The sequence below is a fragment of the Actinomycetes bacterium genome (genome assembly GCA_035489715.1).
Taxonomy (GTDB): Bacteria; Actinomycetota; Actinomycetes; order JACCUZ01; family JACCUZ01; genus DATHAP01.
In genome coordinates this window covers 18,682-36,936 of record DATHAP010000039.1, presented here as the reverse complement: position 1 = coordinate 36,936, position 18,255 = coordinate 18,682, and the positions used below count along the sequence as shown (strand labels likewise).

16 protein-coding genes are annotated in these 18,255 nt (G+C 75.1%); 11 read left to right on the top strand and 5 right to left on the bottom strand.

Going from position 1 to position 18,255, the window contains the following annotated elements:
- Together VK640_03560 and VK640_03555 are read left to right on the top strand one after the other, a co-directional pair.
- Nucleotides 1-226: rhodanese-like domain-containing protein (locus tag VK640_03560; GenBank protein ID HTE72264.1), on the top strand; the 226-nt coding region annotated here is incomplete at its 5' end.
- Nucleotides 226-582 (top strand): GNAT family N-acetyltransferase, encoded by a 357-nt coding sequence (locus VK640_03555; protein HTE72263.1) that lies wholly within the window; start codon nt 226-228, stop codon nt 580-582. The genes VK640_03560 and VK640_03555, both read left to right, overlap by 1 nt.
- Nucleotides 583-614: 32 nt before the next feature.
- Here VK640_03555 and VK640_03550 read toward each other — a convergent pair whose 3' ends face one another.
- Complete coding sequence (locus VK640_03550) at nt 615-1,436, bottom strand: methyltransferase domain-containing protein (GenBank protein ID HTE72262.1); 822 nt, start codon at nt 1,434-1,436, stop codon at nt 615-617.
- A gap of 29 nt (nt 1,437-1,465) precedes the next feature.
- Here VK640_03550 and VK640_03545 point away from each other — a divergent pair, with 29 nt between their 5' ends.
- From VK640_03545 to VK640_03530, 4 genes are all read left to right on the top strand, one after another.
- Nucleotides 1,466-1,804: an MGMT family protein gene (locus VK640_03545; protein ID HTE72261.1), complete on the top strand. Its 339-nt coding sequence runs from the start codon at nt 1,466-1,468 to the stop codon at nt 1,802-1,804.
- A gap of 36 nt (nt 1,805-1,840) precedes the next feature.
- The gene (locus VK640_03540; protein ID HTE72260.1) at nt 1,841-3,139 is read left to right on the top strand and encodes a pitrilysin family protein; all 1,299 of its coding nucleotides are present in this window, start codon (nt 1,841-1,843) and stop codon (nt 3,137-3,139) included.
- Nucleotides 3,136-4,485 carry a pitrilysin family protein gene (locus VK640_03535; GenBank protein ID HTE72259.1) on the top strand — a complete coding sequence of 450 codons (1,350 nt, stop codon included), beginning with the start codon at nt 3,136-3,138 and terminating at the stop codon, nt 4,483-4,485. The genes VK640_03540 and VK640_03535 overlap by 4 nt, the downstream gene beginning before the upstream one ends.
- Nucleotides 4,486-4,548: 63 nt before the next feature.
- Nucleotides 4,549-4,809, top strand: coding sequence for an amphi-Trp domain-containing protein (locus tag VK640_03530; GenBank protein HTE72258.1), 261 nt, complete (start codon nt 4,549-4,551; stop codon nt 4,807-4,809).
- A gap of 33 nt (nt 4,810-4,842) precedes the next feature.
- Here the strand turns inward: VK640_03530 and VK640_03525 are convergent, their stop codons facing one another.
- A complete protein-coding gene (locus VK640_03525; GenBank protein ID HTE72257.1) occupies nt 4,843-5,652 on the bottom strand; it encodes an aldo/keto reductase in 810 nt (269 codons plus the stop codon).
- Between the two features lie 60 nt (nt 5,653-5,712).
- On the opposite strand from VK640_03525, the gene VK640_03520 reads away from it, so the two are divergent.
- Nucleotides 5,713-8,943 carry an ATP-dependent DNA helicase gene (locus tag VK640_03520; protein ID HTE72256.1) on the top strand — a complete coding sequence of 1,077 codons (3,231 nt, stop codon included), beginning with the start codon at nt 5,713-5,715 and terminating at the stop codon, nt 8,941-8,943.
- Nucleotides 8,940-12,380, top strand: a complete 3,441-nt coding sequence (locus VK640_03515) for an ATP-dependent DNA helicase (GenBank protein HTE72255.1) — start codon at nt 8,940-8,942, stop codon at nt 12,378-12,380. Before VK640_03520 ends, VK640_03515 begins: the two co-directional genes overlap by 4 nt.
- Nucleotides 12,381-12,537: 157 nt before the next feature.
- Here the strand turns inward: VK640_03515 and VK640_03510 are convergent, their stop codons facing one another.
- From VK640_03510 to VK640_03500, 3 genes are read right to left on the bottom strand one after another with little or no spacing between them, the layout of a single operon-like run.
- Entirely contained in the window at nt 12,538-13,107 is a 570-nt protein-coding gene (locus VK640_03510; protein ID HTE72254.1) for an HhH-GPD-type base excision DNA repair protein, read from the bottom strand.
- 43 nt (nt 13,108-13,150) lie between these two features.
- Complete coding sequence (locus tag VK640_03505) at nt 13,151-14,335, bottom strand: amidohydrolase family protein (GenBank protein ID HTE72253.1); 1,185 nt, start codon at nt 14,333-14,335, stop codon at nt 13,151-13,153.
- A 22-nt stretch (nt 14,336-14,357) separates the two neighbouring features.
- Nucleotides 14,358-15,158, bottom strand: a complete 801-nt coding sequence (locus VK640_03500; protein HTE72252.1) for an endonuclease/exonuclease/phosphatase family protein — start codon at nt 15,156-15,158, stop codon at nt 14,358-14,360.
- 56 nt (nt 15,159-15,214) lie between these two features.
- On the opposite strand from VK640_03500, the gene VK640_03495 reads away from it, so the two are divergent.
- From VK640_03495 to VK640_03485, 3 genes are read left to right on the top strand one after another with little or no spacing between them, the layout of a single operon-like run.
- The gene (locus VK640_03495; GenBank protein ID HTE72251.1) at nt 15,215-16,648 is read left to right on the top strand and encodes a M20/M25/M40 family metallo-hydrolase; all 1,434 of its coding nucleotides are present in this window, start codon (nt 15,215-15,217) and stop codon (nt 16,646-16,648) included.
- The gene (gene nudC, locus VK640_03490; protein ID HTE72250.1) at nt 16,645-17,580 is read left to right on the top strand and encodes an NAD(+) diphosphatase; all 936 of its coding nucleotides are present in this window, start codon (nt 16,645-16,647) and stop codon (nt 17,578-17,580) included. Before VK640_03495 ends, nudC begins: the two co-directional genes overlap by 4 nt.
- A complete protein-coding gene (locus tag VK640_03485) occupies nt 17,577-18,200 on the top strand; it encodes a hypothetical protein (GenBank protein ID HTE72249.1) in 624 nt (207 codons plus the stop codon). The genes nudC and VK640_03485 overlap by 4 nt, the downstream gene beginning before the upstream one ends.
- Nucleotides 18,201-18,255 lie beyond the last annotated feature (55 nt).

Genomic DNA, 18,255 nt, shown 5'->3' with positions numbered 1-18,255 from the left:
GTCGATCCCGGGCACCACGCTGATCCCCAAGGACCGCATCCTCGCCGGCGAGGCCCTCGCCGAGCTGCCGCAGGACAAGCCGGTGGTGCTCTACTGCAAGACGGGCATGCGCTCGGCGGAGGCGCTCGCCGTGCTCAAGGGCGCCGGGTTCTCCGACGCGGTGCACGTCGGCGGCGGCGTCATCGCGTGGGCCAACCAGATCGACCCGTCGCTGCCGACCTACTGATGGCCGGCCGGCCCGCGGAGACGACCGAGCCGACACCGCAGTCCGTCGAGGTCCGCGACGTCCGCCCGGGCCGCCGCTTCGTGCTGGTGGTCGACGGCGCGCTCGCCGGCACGGCGGAGTACCGGCTGGACGGCGACGACGTCGCGTTCCTGCACACCCAGGTCGACCCGGCCTTCGAGGGCAGGGGGCTGGGCTCGACGTTCGTGCGCGACGCGCTGCGGCAGCTGGACGAGCGGGGGGTCGCGGTGCTGCCGTACTGCCCGTTCGTCCGGGCCTACCTGCAGCGCCACCCCGAGCTGGTGCACCTGGTGCCGGCCGGCCGACGGGCCGAGTTCGACCTCGAGCCGCCGGCCTAGCCGAGGCGCGGGGCGCTCGCTCCAGGCGCCGTCTACGCCGCCGCCGTCGTGTAGCGGACCTGGTTGCGCTGGATCAGCCCCTCCGGCTCGACGGCCATCCGGGTCAGGTGCTCCATCGCCTGCCGCTCGATCTCCGGTCGCTGCTCCTGCGGGGTCCGCTCCCAGTAGGTGCGCGAGCCTACCGACCAGGAGAACGGCAGCCAGTCCTCGGGACGGGCGAACGTCGTGACGTGCTCCCGGGTCTCCGACCGGGCACCGGACCAGCCGGCCGCGACGAGCAGCTCGTGCAGCCGCTCGTCGCTCGCGAACGGGCTGGTCGCCTCGTCGCCGCCGAGGCGGGTGGCCCTCGGGTCGCGGTCCGGGAAGAGCTCCTCGAGCCAGCTCCACCGCGGGTCGTCGCGCGAGGCGAAGGTCGTGATGCCGAGGCGCCCGCCGTCGCGGGTCACCTGCCGCCACGCTGTGGCACCGGACAGGGGGTCGGGGAGGAAGAAGACCACGAGTGACGACAGCACGAGGTCGTACGACGCCGCGGGCAGCCCGGGCTCCTGCGCGTCGCGCTGCTCGACGCGCACCGTCGACAGGCCGCCTGCCGCCGCGTCCGCCCGGGTACGCTCGACCATGCCGCGGGCGAGGTCGATGCCCAGCACGGTCCCGGTCGGCCCGGCGGCCTCCGCCGCGGCGAAGAGCACCGCACCGCGTCCGCAGCCGACGTCCAGGACGTCGTCGCCAGGATTGACACCTGTGAGCTCGACGAGCGCCCGGCCCACCGGGCCGAAGAACTCGACGCCGAGCTGGTCGTAGGTCTCGGACGCCCGGTCGAAGACACCGGCGACCGCCTCCCGCTGGTCCGTCACCCGGGGAAGTCTGCGCCATGCTGGTCGCCGTGACCAGCGATCGGGCCGACGTCACCGACCCCGCTGACGACGGTGCCGACGACTTCGAGGCCGCGGTGCACGACGTCGTCCGGCGCATCCCGCGCGGCCACGTCATGTCCTACGGCGACGTCGCGGAGTACGTCGGGGCCGGCGGCCCCCGCCAGGTCGGTGCGGTCATGGGCCGGAGCGACGGAGAGCTGCCGTGGTGGCGGGTGCTGCGCGCCGACGGCTCCCCGCCGCCGCACCTGGCGACGGAGGCGCTGGCCGCCCACCGCGCCGAGGGGACCCCGATACGGCCGGACGGGACCCGGGTCGACATGCGCCGGGCGCGCTGGGACGGGCGCTGAGGTCTGTCGTCGCCGGGCCGGGGTACGGTCGCCCGCATGCCTGCGACGACCGTCCGCTCCAGCGTCCCGACCGTCGAACGCGCGACGCTCGGCAACGGGCTGCGCGTGGTGCTCTCCCCTGATCGCTCGTCGCCCGTCGTCGCGGTCGCCGTCTACTACGACGTCGGCATCCGCTCCGAGCCCCAGGGCCGCACCGGCTTCGCGCACCTCTTCGAGCACCTGATGTTCCAAGGGTCCTCGTCGCTGGAGAAGATGGAGCACGTCAAGTACGTCCAGTCCTCGGGCGGCACGCTGAACGGGTCGACCCGGCTGGACTACACCAACTACTACGAGGCTCTGCCCGCCCACGCCCTGGAGCGCGCGCTCTTCCTCGAGGCCGACCGCATGCGCTCGCCGCGCGTCACGGAGGAGAACCTCGCCAACCAGATCGCGGTGGTGAAGGAGGAGATCCGGGTCAACGTCCTCAACCAGCCCTACGGCGGCTTCCCCTGGCTGACCCTGCCGCCGGTGCTGTTCGAGACGTTCCCCAACGCCCACAACGGCTACGGCGGCTTCGAGGACCTGGAGAGCGCGACGGTCGACGACGCCCAGGACTTCTTCGACCGCTACTACGCGCCCGGCAACGCGGTGCTCGTCGTCGGTGGCGACCTCGACGCGGCCGACACGATGCGGCTCGTCGAGCGGCACTTCGGCGACGTACCGGCGCGGGCAGTGCCGGAGCGGCCGGACTTCGACGAGCCGGCGCCGACGTCGGAGCGGCGGGCCCAGCACGTCGACACGCACGCACCGGCGCCGGCCCTGGCGCTCGGCTGGCGGCTGCCCGACCCGGCCGACCTCGCGGCGTACCTTCCCTTCGTCGTGCTCTCCTCCGCCCTGACCACCGGCGACGCCTCCCGGCTCAAGCGCCGGCTGGTGCACACCGACAGCCTGGCCACCGACGTCGGCACCCACATCGGCGTGATGCAGGACCCCTTCGACGTGCGCAACCCCACCGTGCTGTCGATCGAGGCGCACCACGGCAACGACGTCGCGGCCGACCGGGTGGTGACCGCTACCGACGAGGAGCTCGACCGGGTCGCGACCGACGGCGTCGATCGCGCCGAGCTCGAGCGCGTCGTGGCCCGTCTCGAGTCGGCGATCCTGCAGGGCTCGGACCACGTGCTGTCGCGGACCCTGTCGATGGCCGCCTTCGAGCAGCAGCGCGGCCGGGCCGAGCTGGTCGGCGAGCTCGCCGGGCACGTGGCGCAGGTGACGCCCGAGCAGGTGCGCGCCGCGGCGGCCACGCTGCGACCGGACAACCGGGCCCGCCTCGACCTGCTGGCAGGTGCGCGATGAGCGGGCCGACGACGGAGCAGCCGGCCCAACCCCGGGCGGTGCCCGGTCTCGGGAAGGTCCGCCGGGCCAAGCCGCCGACGGTGGCCGAGCGTGTCCTGCCCAGCGGGCTGCGGGTGGTTGCCATCCGGCGGGCCAGCGTGCCGGTCGTGCACCTCCGGCTGCGGGTGCCGACCGCGGTGCGCCGCGACGCCGACCTGGCCCGGGCCGGGATGCTCGAGCACACGATGCTGCTCGGCACCGCCGAGCGGTCGCAGTCGGAGATCGCCGACGCGCTGCAGCGGGTCGGCGGCTCGCTGCGCGCGTCGTCGGACGCGGACCGGCTGGTGCTCGCCGGCGAGAGCCTCGCCCCGGGCCTGCCCGACCTGCTCGGCCTGCTCGCCGAGGTGCTGACCTCCGCGTCCTACCCGCGGGCCGAGGTGGAGCGCGAGGCGGCCCGGCTCGCCGACCTGCTCGGCCGCCGGCTCTCCCAGCCGGGGGTGGTGGCGGACGAGCGGTGGCTGCGCCAGGTGTTCGGCGACCACCCGTACGGCCGGGAGTACCCGGCCCCCGAGGAGGTGCTCGACGTCTCGGCGTCATCGCTGCGGTCGGCCCACCGGCGGCGGCTGGTGCCGGACGGGTCGCTGCTCGTCCTCGTCGGCGACCTGAGCCCGGCCCGGGTGCTCGACCGGGTCGAGGGCGCGCTCGCCGGCTGGACCGGCGACGGCTCGCCGACGACGGTGCCCAAGGTCAAGCGCTTCACGCCCGGTGCGCTGCAGCTCGTGGACCGTCCCGGTGCTGTGCAGTCCAACCTGCGGGTCGGCGGCTTCGCGATGCCGCGCACCGACCCCGACCACGCCGCGCAGGAGCTGGCCAACGCCATCTTCGCCGGGCCGTTCGTGTCGCGGCTGACCCAGAACATCCGCGAGGACAAGGGCTACACCTACAGCCCGCGCAGCAGCCTGCACCACAACGCGCGCGCCTCATTCGCGCTGCTGCAGGCCGACGTCGCGACCGAGGTGACCGCACCCGCGCTCGTCGAGGTGGGCTACGAGCTCGGCCGGGTCGCCAGCCTGCCGCCGTCGGCCGACGAGGTCGAGTCGATGGCCCAGCACCTGGTCGGCGTGCTGGCCCTCTCGACGTCGACCCAGGCCGGTCTGGCGGCGACGCTGTCGGTGCTGCTGGCCGACGGCCTCGGCGTGGACTGGCTGCGTGACCACCCGCAGCGCCTGCTGGCGGTCACCCCCGACCAGGTGCACGACGCCGCGCGCCGGATCCTGGCCCCCGCGACCCGGGCGACGACCGTCGTCGGTGACGCGTCGGTGGTCGGTGACTCGCTGCGCGACCTCGGCCCGGTCGACCTCTCCTAGCGGGCCACGCGCACGCCCTCGAGGGTTGCGTAGGGTGCGGGCACACCCTCGGGAGGAGTCCTCATGGCCAAGGCACCGCGCGACGTGGAGCGGATGTACACGACCGGCGAGGTGGTCGCCAAGCTGCGCCGGCTCGCCGACGCGCTCGAGACCGAGCAGCCGTTCCGGATCCAGGTCGCGGGCGAGCGGATCCGGGTCCCCGCCCGCGGGCAGTTCTCGATCGAGCACGAGCGGGGTGACGACGAGGAGGAGATCGAGTTCCAGCTCAAGTGGTCGCTCTCCGACGTCAGCGGCGACGACGACGGTGGCGGGCCCGAGGTCTGACCGGCGCACCCGGCCAGGGCTGCCGGACGTACGTCAGGACGGTGCGCCGAGCGCGTCGATCGCGGCCATGTCGTCCGTGGACAGCTCGAGGTCGCCGACCTGGGCGTTGGCGACGATCCGCTCCTCCTTCTCGGACTTGGGGATCACCACCACGCCGTGCTGCAGGTGCCACCGGACGATGACCTGCGCCGTCGACCGGCCGTGCGGCTCCGCGACCTCGTGGATGACCGGGTTGTCGAGCGTGCCGCCGCGCAGCGCGCTGTAGCCCTCGAGGACGACGCCGCGCTCGCGGTGGCCGTCGAGCACCGCCCGGTCGAAGAGCAGCGGGCTCCACTCGACCTGGTTGACCGCCGGCGTCTCGCCGGTCTCCTTGGTGAGCTCGTCGAGCTGGTCGAGCGAGTAGTTGCTGACGCCGACGTCGCGGGTCAGACCCTCGGCGCGGGCCTCGAGGAGCTCCTGCCACAGGTCGAGGTCGGCGCCGTCTCCGCCGGGCCAGTGCACCAACCACAGGTCGACGTGATCCGTCCGCAGCCCGTCGAGGCTGCGGCGCAGCGTCTCGATGGCCCTGCCGGTGTTCCGCGGCGGGCACTTGGTCGTGACGAAGACGTCGTCGCGGGGCACGGCGCTCTCGGCCAGGCCGGCGCCGACCTCGGTCTCGTTGCGGTAGACGGTCGCCGTGTCGAGGTGCCGGTAGCCGGCGTCGAGCGCCGTGCGGACGGCGGTGGTCGCGGTCGGCCCGGTGATCTGCCAGGTGCCGAAGCCGAGCAGCGGCATCCGGGCGCCGCTCGACAGCGTGGCGGAGTCCTGCGGGACGTTGCTGGGCGAGGTGTCGGTCGAGGTCACGGGCCGATCCTGCCCGCAGGCGCTCAGGTCATGTCCAGGGGGCGTGGTGGGATGGCCCGCGTGCCACCCGAGACACCCGCCTACCGACTGGTCCGGCCGGCGCCGCGCCCGGTGGTGGTCCCCGAGCTCGACGAGGCGCAGCAGGCCGTGGTCGACCACCGGGGCGGGCCGCTGCTCGTGCTGGCCGGCCCCGGCACCGGCAAGACCACGACCATCGTCGAGGCGGTCGCGGCCCGGATCGACGAGGGGCTCGACCCCGAGCAGGTCCTCGTCCTGACCTTCGGCCGGCGGGCGGCGGCGGAGCTGCGGGCCCGGGTCACCGCCCGGCTGGGCCGCGCGACCAAGCAGCCGCTGGCCCGCACCTTTCACTCCTACGCGTTCGGTCTGCTGCGGCGCGAGGCCGCGCTGCGCGGCGAGCCGGCGCCCCGGCTGCTGTCGGGCCCCGAGCAGGACCTGGTGGTGCGCGACCTGCTGGCCGGTGACCTCGAGGCCGGGGCGGGCGGCTGGCCGGAGCGGCTGCGGGCGGCGCTGCCGACCCGCGGCTTCGCCCAGGAGCTGCGCGACCTGGTCATGAGGGCCTACGAGCGCGGTGTCAGCCCCGCCGAGCTCGAGCGGCTCGGCCGCCGCGAGGGCCGCGACGACTGGCGCGCGGCGGCGCGCTTCATGCGGCAGTACGCCGGGGTGACCGCGCTGCGCGACGCCGCGGCGTACGACCCGGCGGAGCTCATCCGGGCCGTCGTCGGGCTCTGGCTGCGCCAGCCGGAGCTCCTCGACGCCGAGCGGGCCGCCCGGCCGGTCGTCTTCGTCGACGAGCTGCAGGACACCGACCCGGCCCAGGTCGAGCTGCTGCGGCTGCTCGGTGGCGGCGGCCGCGACCTGGTGGCCGTCGGCGACCCCGACCAGTCGGTCTACGGCTTCCGCGGGGCCGACGTCGACGGCATCCGAGACTTCCCCGAGGTGTTCCCCGCGCCCGACGGCTCGCCGGCACCGGTGCTGTCGCTGCGGGCGGGCCGGCGGGCCGGGCCGGCGCTGCTGACCGCGTCGCGGCGGGTCGCCCACGGTCTCGGCGGTCGTGGTCGGCACCGCGACCTGGTCCCGGCGGGCGACCTGCCCGACGGCACGGTCTCGGTGGCGGTGCTGCGGTCGGAGACCCAGGAGGCGGCGCAGGTCGCCGCCCACCTGCGCCAGGCCCACCTGGTCGACGGCGTGCCCTGGTCGCGGATGGCGGTGCTGGTCCGGTCGACCGCCCGCTCGATGCCGGTGCTGCGCCGGGCGATGCTCGCGGCGGGCGTGCCGGTCGAGGTGCCCGGCGACGAGGTGCCGCTGACCCAGGAGCCGGCGGTCCGGCCGCTGCTCGCGCTGCTCACCTGCGCGGTCGAGCCCGGCCGGCTCGACGAGGACAGCGCCGTCGAGCTCGTCACGTCCGCACTGGGCGGTGCCGACGTCATGGCGCTGCGCCGGCTGCGGCAGGAGCTGCGCCGGGCCGAGCTCGCCGCCGGCGGCGGGCGGGCGTCCGGGCCGCTGCTCGTCGAGGCGCTGCTGGAGCCGGTCGAGCTGGTGACGCTGGACACCCGCGCGGTGCGGCCGGCCCAGCGGGTCGCCGAGCTGCTGGCCATCTCCCGGTCGGCGGCGGCCGAGCCGGGAGCCACCGCCGAGGCCGTGCTCTGGGCGGTGTGGTCGCACACCAGGCTCGCGGAGCGCTGGGAGCGGGCCAGCCTCGAGGGCGGGCAGGCCGGCGAGGCGGCCGACCGCGACCTCGACGCGGTTGTCGCGCTGTTCGAGGCGGCGGCCCGGTTCTGCGACCGGCTGCCGGCGGCCGGGCCGGAGGTCTTCCTCGACCACCTGCTCGGGCAGCAGATCCCGGGCGAGGACCTGGCGCCGAGAGCACCGGCCACCGACGCGGTGCAGGTGCTCACCGCCCACGCCGCCAAGGGCCTGGAGTGGGACGTGGTCTGCGTCCCGGCGGTGCAGGAGGGCACCTGGCCGGACCTGCGGATGCGCGGGTCGTTCCTCGGCTCGGAGCGGCTGGTCGACCTGCTGCGCCGCGGCGGTCCCGCGGGCGACGCGGCGACCGCAGCGGGCCGTCGCGGGGCCGACGGCCGGGACGACCGGCTGGTCCCGACCCCGGTCGCCACCGCGACCACGCTCAACCGGCTGCTCGAGGAGGAGCGGCGGCTGTTCTACGTCGCGGTCACCCGGGCCCGGCGCTCGCTGCTGGTGACCGCGGTGACCAGCGAGCGGGAGGGCCTGTCGCCGTCGCGGTTCCTCGACGAGCTCGACCCGCTGCCCCGCGAGGTGGAGGTCCGCCCGCTCACGACGGTGCAGCGCCCGCTGAGCCTGACCGGCCTGGTCGCCGACCTGCGCCAGGCCGCGGTGGGCGACGAGCCGGCGGGTCGGCTCCGCGAAGCGGCGGCGCAACGGCTGGCCGTGCTCGCCGCGGCCGGCGCGCGGGGCGCCGACCCGGCCGGCTGGTGGGGCCTGCCCGAGCTCTCGGACGACCGGCCGGTCCGCGACCCGGACCAGGAGGTGGCGGTCAGTCCCTCGAAGGTCGAGTCGTTCCAGCGCTGCCGGCTGCGGTGGTTCCTGGAGCACGTCGGCGGTGCGGAGACCAGCGGCGCGTCGCAGAACGTCGGCACCCTGGTGCACGCGGTCGCCGAGGGAGCCCTCGACGCCGCGTCGAGCACCGAGGAGGCACTGCTCACCCGGCTCGACGAGCTGATGCGCACCGTCGACCTGGGCACCGGCTGGGTCGCCGGCCGCGAGCGCGGCAGGGCCGAGGCGATGGTCCGCCGGCTGGCGTCCTGGCTGGCGGGCAGCACCCGCGACCTGGTCGCCGTCGAGGAGGAGTTCACGGCCAGCGTCGGCCGGGCCCGGCTCGGTGGCCGGGTCGACCGGATCGAGCGCGACGACCTCGGCCGCGGGGTGGTCGTCGACCTCAAGACCGGGTCCGCGTCCAGCAAGCCCGGCAAGGACGAGGTCGCCCGGCACAGCCAGCTCGCGACGTACCAGCTCGCGGTCGACGCCGGCGCCTTCGCGCACCTCGGGCTGACCGAGAGCGGGGGCGCCGAGCTGGTGCAGGTGGGGGGCGGTGGCGGCGTCAACGGCGCGGTGCAGGCGCAGCCGGCGCTCGGCGACGGCGGCGACCCGGGATGGGCGCGGGAGCTGGTCCTCGACGTCGCCGAGGGGATGGCCGGGTCCGCCTTCGACGCCGTGTCCAACCGGTACTGCACGCGCTGCCCGGTGCGGACGTCGTGCCCCGTGCAGGACGACGGCCGGGCGTTGACGTCGTGAGCCAGCCCAGCCTGTTCGACGCCGTCGACCTCGAGCCGGCACCGGGCCGCGACCTGTCCCCGGTCGAGCTGGCCAGCCGGCTCGGGCTGGACTCGCTGCCCACGGCGGAGCAGGCCGAGGCGGTCCGCGCGCCGATGCGCCCGCACGTCGTGGTGGCCGGCGCCGGGTCCGGCAAGACCCAGACGATGGGCCTGCGCGTCGTCTGGCTGGTGGCCAACGGGAAGGTCGAGCCGCACCGCGTCCTCGGCCTGACCTTCACCCGCAAGGCGGCGGCCGAGCTCGGCGAGCGGGTGCGGCGGATGCTGCACCGGCTGCAGCACGCCCACGAGCAGGCGCCGTTCCTGACCGACGACGTCGCCGCGGCGCTGGCGACCGGCGAGCCGACGGTCATCACCTACCACTCGTACGCCGCAGCGCTGGTCGGCGAGCACGCCCTGCGCATCGGGCTGGAGCCCGACACCCGCCTGGTCGGCGAGGCCGTCGGGTGGCAGTACGCCGCGCGGGTGGTCGAGTCCTACGAGGACGAGGCCGGTGACCTGGTCGCCGTCGACCGGGCCGTCTCCACCGTGATCGCCGACGTGCTCGACCTCTCGGGCGAGCTGGCCGAGCACCTGCGCGAGCCCGACCACGTGCGGGTGCTGACCGAGCGGGTGCGAGCCCACCTGCTCTCCCTGCCGCGAGCGGACGGCCAGCGCAGCAAGGGGGTGCCGAAGCCGGTGTCCGAGCTGCTCTCGTCGCTCACGTCCCGGGCCGCGCTGCTGCCGCTCGTCGAGCGCTACACCGCCTACAAGCGGGCGCACGGGGCGATGGACTACGGCGACCAGGTCGCGATCGCCGCGCGCATCGCCCGCAACCATCCCGAGGTGGCCGAGATCGAGCGTGGCCGCTTCGGCGCCGTGCTGCTCGACGAGTACCAGGACACCGGCGAGGCGCAGCGGGTCCTGCTGACGTCGCTGTTCGGCGCCGGCCACGCGGTGACCGCGGTCGGCGACCCGCGGCAGTCCATCTACGGCTGGCGCGGGGCCAGCGCGGGCAACCTGGAGCGGTTCGGCGACGACTTCGCCGGCGACGGACCCACCGGCAGCAGCTCGCTGACGATGAGCTTCCGCAACGGCGAGGGCATCCTCGGGGCGGCCAACCTGGTCGCCGACGGCATCCCGGTGCGCGGCGCGCTGGGCGAGGTCGACGCGCCGCTGCGACCGGGGCCCGGCCGCGAGGGGCAGGGCGAGGTCGTCGTCGCGCTGCTCGACTCGCTCGCCGACGAGGCGGAGTGGGTCGCCGACCGGGTCCGCGCGCTGGGCGACGCCGCGACCTCGCCGACCGGCACGGAGGTCGCCTGGGGCGAGATCGCGGTGCTGGCCCGCAAGCGGTCGCACTTCGCCCGTCTCGACGCCGCGCTGCGCGAGCGCGGTGTGCCGTGCGAGGTGGTCGGGCTCGGCGGACTGCTCACCCGGCCCGAGGTCGTGGACATCGTCTGCGTGCTGCGGGTGCTGGCCGACCCCTCTGCCGGCGGAGCGCTGCTGCGGCTGCTCACCGGGCCGCGGTGGCGGATCGGCCCGCGCGATCTCGACGCGCTCGGTCGGCGGGCCCGGCAGATCGCGGTGTCCACCGGCCGCCTGCCGTCGGTGGCCGGTGACCCCGCGACGTCCCGCGAGCCCGGCGAGGCGGCGGGCGAGCCCGACGAGGCGGCGGGCGAGCCCGACTACGACACGGTCGACGAGCGCAGCCTGGTCGACGCGCTCGACGACCCGGGCCCGGCCACGGCGTACTCCGCGGGCGGGCACGCCCGGCTGGTCCGGCTGCGGGACGAGCTCCGCCGGCTCCGCCGCTGGACGTCCTCCTCGCTGCCCGACCTCGTGACGACGGTCGTGCGGGCCATCGATCTCGACGTCGAGCTGGCCTCCCGGCCGGGGGTGCGGTCGGTCGATGCGCTGCTCGACGTGGACCGGTTCGTCGAGGTCGCCGAGGACTTCGTGGCGTCGGGGGAGGACCCGGGGCTGGTCGCCTTCCTCGCCTACCTCGACGCGGCGATGGACCAGGAGCGCGGGCTCGAGGTCGACGTGGCCGAGCCCGACGGCCAGCGGGTGCAGCTGATGACGGTGCACGCGGCCAAGGGGCTCGAGTGGGACGCCGTCTTCGTCGCGGGTCTGACCCAGGACGTCTTCCCGGTGGGCGGCCGGCCGGTCGCCGACTGGAGCAAGCAGCTCGCGACGCTGCCGTTCCCGCTGCGCGGCGACCGCGACGAGCTGCCCGAGCTGGACTGGCAGGGCGGCACCGACCAGGACGACGCCAAGGCGCGGATCGAGTCGTTCCGTGAGGCCTGCCGCGCCCGCGGCGCGCTCGAGGAGCGCCGCCTGGCGTACGTCGCGGTGACCCGCGCGCGATCACTGCTCGCGTGCTCCGGCTACTGGTGGGACACCACCCGGAAGCCGCGCGGCCCGTCCGGGCTGCTCGACGAGATCCAGGCGCTGTGCGCCAAGGGCGAGGGCACCGTCGACACCTGGGCACCGGCGCCGGCTGAGGGTGACACCAACCCGATGATCGCCGAGCCGGTCGCCGGCGAGTGGCCCTACGACCCGCTCGGTCCCCGGCGGGCCGCTGTGGCCGGTGCCGCCGCGTCGGTCCGGGCCGCCGCAGGTCGCCCCGTCCGGCACGAGGCCGCCGGCGGTGGCACCACCAGCTGTCCGGTCACCAGTGGCGTGCTCACCGGCGACGACCTGGGCGACCGGGTCGCCGCCTGGGACCGCGAGCTCGAGCTGCTGCTGGCCGAGCTTGCGCGGACCCGCCGCGGTGACGACGGGCCCGTGGTCGAGCTGCCCGGGCGGCTGTCGGTCTCCCAGCTGGTCGAGCTGCGCCGGGACCCGGTGCGCCTCGCCCGGTCACTGCGCCGTCCGCTGCCGCGGCCGCCGGCACCGCAGACGCGGCGGGGCACCCGGTTCCACCTTTGGCTGGAGCAGCTGTGGGGGCAGCAGCGGCTGATCGACGTCGACGAGCTGCCCGGGTCGGCCGACGAGTCGGCCGAGCCCGACGACGACCTGCTCGCCCTGCAGGACGCGTTCCGGCGCAGCGAGTGGGCGTCCCGGGTGCCGGCCGAGGTGGAGTTCCCGTTCGACGTGGTGGTCGACGGGCTGACCTTGCGCGGCCGGTGCGACGCGGTCTTCACCGATGCGTCGGACAGCGACGGCGGGCTCGTCGACGTCGTCGACTGGAAGACCGGTCTGCCGCCGACCGGGGACGAGGCCGTCGCGGCGGCCGTGCAGCTGGCGGTCTACCGGCTCGCCTGGCACCACGTCACCGGCACGCCGCTGCACCGGATCCGGGCGGCGTTCCACTACGTCGCGCACGAGCAGACGGTCCGGCCGGCCGACCTGCTCGACCACGACGGCATCGTCGCTCTGCTGAGGTCGGTCCCGGCCGCGCCGCACCCGGCCCGCTGACACCGCCCGCTCACGGCTATCGGACTGCCCGCGCTCGCGGACCGTGCGGTGCGTCCCCTCCGGATCAGCGTCCGTGACGAGCCCGCTGGGCGGCCGGCAGGCGCACCGATCCGGAAGGCACCCACCGCGGTCGATCGACACGCCGCCGTCGCGTCGGTCAGCCGGCCGACGCCTTGGCGGCAGCCTTCTTCTGGGCCTTGAACTCGCGGACCTTCTGCAGCGACCCCGGGTCCACGACGTCGGCGACCGAGCGGTAGCCCTCCAGGGCGTAGTCGCCCGCGACGGCCTCCCAGCCCTGCGGCCGGACGCCGAGCTGCTTGGCCAGCAGGGCCACGAAGATCTGCGACTTCTGCTTGCCGAAGCCGGGCAGCGCCTGCACCCGCCGGAGCAGCTCCTTGCCGGTCGACGCCTCGGTCCAGAGCCGGGTGACGTCGCCGCCGTACTGCTCCTCGACGACCGCCGCCAGCTCCTGCAGCCGCGCCGCCATCGACCCCGGGTAGCGGTGGATCGCCGGCGGTGTGCTGCACAGCGCCTTGAACTCGTCCGCGTCGGCAGCGGCGACCGCCGCCGGGTCCAGCGTCCCCAGCCGGCTGAACACCTTCCAGCCGCCCCGGAAGGCGTGCTCCATGCCGTACTGCTGGTCGAGCATCATGCCCATCACGATCGCGAACGGGTGCTCGTCGAGCACGGCGTCAGCCTCTGGCAGGCCCGTCATCTGGAAGCCCATGCCGGCATCGTCCCACGGCCGTCGCCGACCGCCGGGTGTCGCCTCAGGCCACTCGCCGGCCGCGCGCGACGACCGCGAGCACGTCGCGCAGCCGCGTGACGTCGACGATCGGGTCGCCGCGTACGACGAGCAGGTCGGCGTCGAGGCCGGCGCGGAGGCGACCGGTCCGGTCACCGACGGCGAGGGCGTCAGCCGCGCGCGAGGTGCCGCTGGCCAGGACGTCGACGACGGGCACGCCGGCCTGCGCGAGCTGCACCAGGGCCTCGGGCAGCACACCGTGCCGCTTCCCGGGGTTGATGCCGGCGTCGGAGCCCGACACGAGCAGGACCCCGGCGTGGTGCAGGTCGGCGAACATCGCCGCCCGGCTCTCCGTCGTCATGCCGGTGCGCCGCATCATCTCGAGGACGGCAGGCGGTGGTGTCACGCCGGGCACGATCCCCAGGGTCGGGCAGACCGGGAGCCGGCGGGCGGCGAGTTGCGCAACGGCCGTCGGGTCCGGCGCGAACCCGGTCCCGGTCACGAACGTCGCGTGCTCGACCGCGTCCACGCCCGCGTCGATCGCGTCCCCGACCGAGCCCACCGAGTGCGCGTGGGCGGTCACCGGGAGACCGAGCCGGTGCGCCTCCTCGACCACGACCCGCAGGTCGCCGACCCCGAACTGCGGGGCGGCCGCGTCGCTCCCGGCGGTGTTCACCCCGCCGCTGGCCATGATCTTGACCACGTCGACGCCACGTTCGGCCCGTGCCCGCACCGCCGCCCGGAGCGCGCCCGCGCCGGCCGTCTCGCCGCCCATGTTCGCGCAGTGCCCGCCCGGAGTGGTGATCGGCGGGCCGCTGGCGAGGACCCTCGGGAACGACGCGTCCCCAGCGTGCGCGTCGCGCCACTCGACGGCCGAGTAGCGCCGGTCGCCGAGGTCGCGGACGGTCGTCACGCCGGCAGCGAGCTGGGCCCGCAGGGACGTCTCGATGACGGACCACATCTCCTCGTCGGAGGCGTCCGGGATCCGCTCGAGGGCACCTGGCCCGCCGTCGCAGCACAGGTGGGCGTGCGTCTCCACGAGTCCCGGCAGCAGCGTCGCGTCGGGATGGTCGACGGGCACCGCCGCGTCCGGCGCCCGCTCGCCGGGCCCCAGCACGGCGACGACCTGTCCACCGTCGACCACCACCGCCGACCCGGCCGGCAGCACCTGCTCGCCGTCGAAGACCCGGCCCGCCGTCCATGCCTCCATGGCCTGCCTCCCGTGCCGCCGGTCAGAGCACCCCACCGGTCGCGTCGCCCAGTGTGCCGAGGTCGACCGCGAGGGCACAGTGGTCGCTGACCGGGAGCCGCAGCCGGTGCGTCGCAGTCACGGTCAGCCCGGTGCCGGGCTCGAGCAGCACGTGGTCGAACTGCACACGCGGGTTCCACGAGGGGTACGTCGCCACCCGGGCCGCCCGGGTCCACCGGGTGGTCAGCCCGACGAGCCGGCCGGGCAGGTTGAGGTCGCCCACCAGGACCCGCGGCCCCGGCAGGGTGCCGGCCCACCGGACCAGCTCGCGCAGCTGGGCGACGTTCCATCCCGGCACGAAGGACAGGTGCGTGCCCACGACGGTGAGCGGCCCGCCGGGCGTCTCGACCCGGGCGGCCAGCGCGGCGCGCGGCTCGTCGTCGACGTGCATCAGCCCCTGGCCGGGCACCAGCAGGGGCAGTCCTACCGGCGCGGGCTTGAAGCGACGTACCGCCCACGCCGACACGGGGTGCCGCGACACCAGACCGATGCCGTAGGCCGGCCCGGGCGGCTGCTCGTCGGACCCGTCGCCGGCCGCCGCCGTCCACGGCTTCCCGGGCGTGCCGTGCAGGGTCGGCAGGAAGCGCCATGAGGCGGCGTCCATCGCGTCCGCCACGACCGCCGTCTGGTCGACGTGGTGCGAGCGCGGCTGCCCTCCGTCGACCTCCTGCAGCACCACGACGTCGGCGTCCAAGGACGACGCCGCCGACCGCAGCTCCACCTCCTCGACGCGGCCGTGGGCGACGGACCTGCCGCCGAGCAGGTTGAACGTCGCGAGGCGCACCGGGCCGACGCTAGCCGACCGCGGTCGGCCGTCCGTGCCCGCATAGGGTGCGCGCCATGAGCACCACCGACTACCTGCACGCGCCCGACGCCGACCACCTCGCGCGGGTGAGAGCAGCGGTCGCCGACGGCGCCGACTCCTTCGTCCAACGGCTGACCGACTGGCTGCGCATCCCGTCGATCTCCGGGGACCCCGCGCACCACCCGGACGTGCGCAGGTCGGCCGAGCACCTCGTCGACGCGCTGCGCGCAGCCGGCTTCCCGACCGCCGAGGTGTGGGAGACCAGCGGCCTGCCGGCCGTCTTCGCGCACTGGCCCAGCGACGACCCGGACGCCCCGACGGTAGTCGTCTACGGCCACCACGACGTCCAGCCCGTGACGCCCCGCGAGCTGTGGCGGACCGACCCGTTCGAGCCGGTCATCGACGGCGACCGGCTGGCCGGTCGCGGCTCTGCCGACGACAAGGGTCAGGTCTTCTTCCATCTGCTGGGCCTCGACGCCCACCTCGCCGCGACCGGCCGGACGTCGCCGGCCGTCAACCTCAAGCTGGTCGTCGAGGGTGAGGAGGAGTCGGGCTCGCCGCACTTCGCCGAGCTGCTCCGGGCGCACCACGCCGAGCTCGGGTGCGACGTGGTCGTCGTGTCGGACACCGGCATGTGGTCGCGCGACACCCCCACCGTGTGCGTCGGCATGCGCGGCATGACCGACTGCCAGGTCGACCTGCGCGGCCCCACCGGCGACGTGCACTCAGGCTCCTTCGGCGGCGCGGTCCCGAACCCGCTCACCGAGCTCGCACGGCTGCTGGGCCGGATGCACGACGACGACCTGCACGTCACCATCGACGGCTTCTACGACGGCGTGCTCGAGCTGTCCGACGACGAGCGCGCGCTCATCGGCAAGCTTCCTTACGACGAGCTCGCGTGGCTCGGCAACGCCCGCAGCTCCGCACCCCGTGGCGAGACCGGCTACTCGACCCTCGAGCGCGTCTGGGCCCGCCCGACAGCCGAGGTCAACGGCATGTGGGGCGGCTACCAGGGCGAGGGGCACAAGACGATCGTCCCGTCCGAGGCGCACGCCAAGGTGTCCTTTCGACTGGTGTCCGGCCAGGAGCCGTCGGACGTCCAGAGGGAGTTCGAGGCGTGGCTGGGCGGCCAGGTGCCCGAGGGCGTCGAGTGGTCGGTCCACTGGTACGGCCCCGGAGTCCGCCCGTGCCTCACTCCTCTCGACCACCCGGCGCTCGAGTCGGTCACGCGTGCGATGTCGACGGCCTTCGGGTCTCAGGTTCTCTACACCCGCGAGGGTGGCTCCGGCCCGGAGGCCGACCTGCAGGACGTCCTCGAGGCGCCGGTCGTGTTCCTCGGCGTCAGCCTGCCCGACGACGGCTGGCACGCGCCGAACGAGAAGGTCGAGATCCCGTTCCTGCTCAAGGGTGCCGAGGCAGCCGCGCTGCTCTGGGACGACTTGGCCCGCACCCTCCCGCGCACGCCGTGACCTCCCCGCCGAGCACCGAGCCCCTGCCCGACCTCGCCCTGTCGCGCGCGGTCGTCGAGCGGGCGGCGCACCACCGCACCGACGACGAGTGGCTGGCGCGCACCTGGGCGCGACGCGGCACCGGTGTCCTGCGGGTACGCGGCACGTCGGTGGCGGTGCGTGGTGGAGCACTCGACCAGCTGGATGTCGACACGCCGGTCGACGTGGCGCCCGAGCACCGCTACTTCCTCGGGGTCGACCGCGACGACCGGCCCTGGTTCGCCGCCGACCTCGACGCCGCCGGTGCGCCCGACGGCGGCGGCGACTTCCGCACGCTGCGCGAGGTCGGCACCCTGCTCGACGCGCGCGACGCCGGGTTGGTGGTGCACGCGGTGTCGCTGGCCAACTGGCACGCCGCGCACACGCACTGCCCGCGGTGCGGCACGCCGACGGTGCCGGAGAACGCCGGCCACACCCGGCGCTGCCCCGAGGACCGCAGCGAGCACTACCCGCGCACCGACCCCGCGGTCATCATGCTCGTCGTCGACGACGACGACCGGCTGCTGCTCGGCCGGCAGACGTCGTGGCCGGAGCGGCGCTTCTCGACGCTCGCCGGCTTCGTCGAGCCGGGAGAGTCGCTCGAGGCGGCCGTACGTCGCGAGGTCGCCGAGGAGTGCGGGGTCCGCGTCGGCGTGGTGAGCTACCTCGGCAGTCAGCCCTGGCCGTTCCCCTCGAGCCTGATGCTCGGCTTCACGGCACATGCGGAGACGACCGACGTGGTGCGGCACGACGGCGAGATCGCCGAGGCGCGGTGGTACGACCGGGCGTCCATGCGGGCGGACATCGATGCGGGCGAGCTGCTGGTGTCGCCGTCGATCTCGATCTCGCGCCGCCTGATCGAGCACTGGTACGGCGCCGCGCTGCCCGAGAACGCGCAGTCGTGGGCGCGATGAGCTGGCTCGACGCGCTCGGCTGGGCCGGCTCCGCGCTGCTGGTCTACTCGCTGCTGCAGGCCAGGGTGCTGCGCTTCCGGGTGCTCAACACGGTGGGCTGCCTGGTACTCATCGTGTTCAACGCCCTGGTCGGGGTCTGGCCGATGGTCGGGATGAACCTGGTGCTGGCCGGCATCAACGTGTGGTTCATCCGCAAGCTGCTGCGCGACCGGCACGACCTGTCGGCGTACGACGTCCTCGAGGTCGGCCTCACCGACGCCTACCTCCGGCACTTCCTCAAGGTGCACGACGATGACATCCGCACCCACTTCCCCGGCGCCGCCTGGACCGAGCCGCGGGAGGGACGCAGCGCCTTCCTGGTCGCGCGAGGCGACGAGACGGTCGGCGTCGTCGTCGTGCGCGACGCGGGTGACGCGGTGGCGCAGGTCGAGCTCGACTACGTGACACCGCGGTTCCGCGACTTCACGCCCGGCGAGTTCGTCTACCGGCGCAGCGGGCTCTTCCGCGACCGCGGCTTCGCGCAGGTCGTCGCCCCGGACCGGATGGTCTCGCCCTACTACGACAGCGTCGGCTTCCGTCGCGACGGCGACCGCCAGGTGCTCGACGTCAGCCAGGCCTGACCTCCTCGGCGCCTGCTCCGGCCCGATCCCCCCGCGCCACCCCTCACGTCGATGA